Genomic DNA, 3,049 nt, shown 5'->3' on the forward strand with positions numbered 1-3,049 from the left:
AGCTGGTCGCAGCCGCTGCGAATGGAAACACCCATCCCACAAGCCCACCGAACGGGTCCTCAGGGGCGTCGGGTTCAACCCCTGGCGGCTCGGCCCCCCGTTTGCCGCGGAATTGGCAAGAGATCGGCCTCGGCGATCTGGTCGTCGCAAATCAGGATCGTTGGGAGGGCTGGTACGAGGCCATCGTCGTCGAGGCGAACGGCGACATGCTCACATTGCGTTGGCGCGACAACCGTAAGCGGTGCTTTTATCCCACATAGCTGAATGACCGTGAGCAGTGCACGATCGTAGTTCTCGTGGATCGAGGTCGTGTGCACATTATGGAAGACATTAGTGACGACACGAAGGTCGCTCGGCGCCATGTGGAAATCACGAGCGTGGTCCGCCGCCGGCGATGGAGCGATGATGAGAAGGGGCGGATCGTTGCCGAGGCGATCGCGCCGGGTGCGGTGATTGCGGACGTGGCGCGACGACATGATCTCGCTCCGCAGCAGCTGTCGAATTGGATCAGGGCGGCCAAGGAGGGCCAGTTCGCGCTGCCGGCCGATGAGACGCCAGCCTTCGTGCCTGTGGTACCAATGGAATCGGCACAGCCAATCAAAACCGCGCATGAGCGTCGCTCTGCCGCCATCGAGATCGTGATCGGAACCATCAAGGTGCGGGTACCGGGCGGCGCCGAGGCGCGAGACGTTGAAGCGGTGCTGCGTGCGGTTCGGCGCTCGAACGCATGACCGGTGGAGTGCTGATACCGCCAGGGCCGGTACGGGTTCTGGTGGCAACGAAGCCGGTGGACTTCCGCAAAGGGATGGACGGGCTTGCGGCCCTGGTGAAGGAACAATTGAAGGTCGATCCGTTCTCGGGCGTGATCTTCTGCTTCCGCGCCAAACGAGCCGACAGAGTGAAGCTGCTCTTCTGGGACGGCACCGGCCTGTGCCTGTTCGCCAAGCGGCTGGAGGGTGGCAAATTCCGCTGGCCGCGCATCGAGGACGGTGTGATGCGGCTGTCGGCGGCACAATTGGCTGCGCTGATCGAGGGTCTGGATTGGATGCGCGTGAGGGCGCGACGCGTACCTGCGCCGGAAGCTGTGCAGTAACCTGCGGTGAAGTGAATCAGGCGCCAATTTGGCTGTGGCAAATCGTCGACGATGTGCTGTCGTTGGATCGTGAACCGATCGATTGATTCGCTACCCGACGACATTGATGAGCTGCGCACGGTTGCATTGAACGCCATCGCCGAGCGCGATGCCGCGATTGCCGAGCGCGACCGAGTGATCGAACTCAATGACCGCCTGCGTGGGCTGTTGCGCAAGGCGCAAGGCTTCGAGCCGAAGAGCGAGCGGCTCGCCAAGCTTCATCCCGATCAGCTTAATCTGGCGCTGGAGGACCTCGAGCAGGCGATCGCCAAGGCGGAGGCGAGCGAGGAGAACAGGCAAGCCGCCGATGTGCCGCCGCGGAAACGGCGGATCAACCGTGGCGCGCTGCCGGCCCATTTGCCGCGCATTCACGAGACGGTTGCGCCGGCCGACATGAGCTGCCCATGTTGCAAGAGTCAGATGCATGTGATTGGCGAAGAGACTTCCGAGCGGCTCGACGTGATCCCGACGCAATACCGGGTGATCGTCACACACCGGCCCAGGTTCGCCTGCCGGGGCTGCGAGAAAATCGTGGAAGCGCCAGCGCCGGAGCATCTGATCAAATCCGGCCTGCCGACCGAAGCTTTGGTTGCCTCCGTGCTCGTGGCCAAATACGGCTGGCACGTGCCGCTCTATCGCCAGTCCAAAATGTTGGCCTCCCAGGGCATCGATCTCGACCGCTCGACGCTGGCCTTCTGGGTCGGCTATGCGGCGGCGGAATTGATGCCGCTGTACGGACGGCTCAAAGCAAATCTTCTCACCTCTGCCAAACTCGCCGTCGACGAAACGCCGGTGCCGGTGCTCGATCCCGGGCGCGGTCAGACCAAGACCGGCTACTTCTGGGCGATGGCGCGCGATGACCGGCCCTGGGGCGGAACCGACCCGCCGGCCGTCGTCTACACCTACGCGCCCGGTCGAGGCAGCGAGCATCTCGAGAGGCTGCTCGCGAACTATCGCGGCATCGTGCAGTGCGACGGCTATGCCCCTTACAAGAAACTGTCGGCTGACAGGATCACCGTCGCCTTCTGCTGGAGCCATTTGAGGCGCGAGTTCTTCAAAATCGCCGAGCGGGGCGATGCGCCTATTGCTACGGAAGCGGTTGCGCGCATCGCGCAAATTTACGCTGTCGAGAAGGACGTTCGTGGCACCAGCGCCGATGCACGCCGCGCCGCGCGCCAGGCAAAATCGCGCCGGCTCACTGACGCTCTCAAAACCTTCTTCGGACATCAGCTGGCGCGGCTCTCGGGTGGCTCCGACACGGCCAAAATCATTCGTTATGGGCTGAGGCATTGGGATGGCCTCATTCGCTTCCTCGATGATGGCCGCATCGAGCTAGACACCAACATTGTCGAACGTTCGATGCGCCCGCAAGCTTTGACGCGCAAAAATGCTCTGTTCGCGGGTCACGATGACGGCGCTGAAAATTGGGCGATTCTCGCCTCGCTCATCGAAACAGCCAAACTGTCTGGCGTTGACCCACATGCTTGGCTCGCCGATGTCCTGACCCGCCTAATCAATCTTTGGCCGAACAATCGCCTCGACGAACTCCTTCCCTGGACCTGGGCCGCTGCGCGCCAACAGCAACTCGCTGCTTGAATTTACCTCGCGCTTCACACCCCCGAGCGCAAATCAAGCCAGAACTCAACGGGTGCTGCAGCACCGCTCACGAGCATTGCGGCTATCCGCGAGTTACTTGATCGCGGCTTTGGCAAGCCCCACCCAATTTCTGGCGACTGACAACGATGCTGTGCCTGAGCAATTGAGCGCGGACGAGCTACGGGCACAGATCTTGGCCGAATTTCAGCGGGCTTTTCATGAATATCGGTTAGTGCCAGCAAAAGGACTCAAGTCATCCCGGGGCCGAGCGATGCGGCCTCGCAGGTCGCCTGACAAGCAGTTTTGACACTGATCGACACT

3 protein-coding genes and 1 pseudogene are annotated in these 3,049 nt (G+C 62.1%); all 4 read left to right on the forward strand.

Going from position 1 to position 3,049, the window contains the following annotated elements; translation table 11 throughout:
• A pseudogene (locus tag VKR55_RS10965) lies at positions 1-260 on the forward strand (hypothetical protein); the annotation flags it as partial.
• A 117-nt stretch (positions 261-377) separates the two neighbouring features.
• A complete protein-coding gene (gene tnpA / locus VKR55_RS10970; protein ID WP_324402762.1) occupies positions 378-731 on the forward strand; it encodes an IS66-like element accessory protein TnpA in 354 nt (117 codons plus the stop codon).
• Positions 728-1,093 (forward strand): IS66 family insertion sequence element accessory protein TnpB, encoded by a 366-nt coding sequence (gene tnpB / locus VKR55_RS10975; RefSeq protein WP_324402764.1) that lies wholly within the window; start codon positions 728-730, stop codon positions 1,091-1,093. Before tnpA ends, tnpB begins: the two co-directional genes overlap by 4 nt.
• A gap of 51 nt (positions 1,094-1,144) precedes the next feature.
• Positions 1,145-2,728, forward strand: coding sequence for an IS66 family transposase (tnpC, locus tag VKR55_RS10980; RefSeq protein WP_414642338.1), 1,584 nt, complete (start codon positions 1,145-1,147; stop codon positions 2,726-2,728).
• Positions 2,729-3,049 lie beyond the last annotated feature (321 nt).

This window comes from Bradyrhizobium sp. (assembly GCF_035309285.1).
Classification (GTDB): Bacteria; Pseudomonadota; Alphaproteobacteria; order Rhizobiales; family Xanthobacteraceae; genus Bradyrhizobium.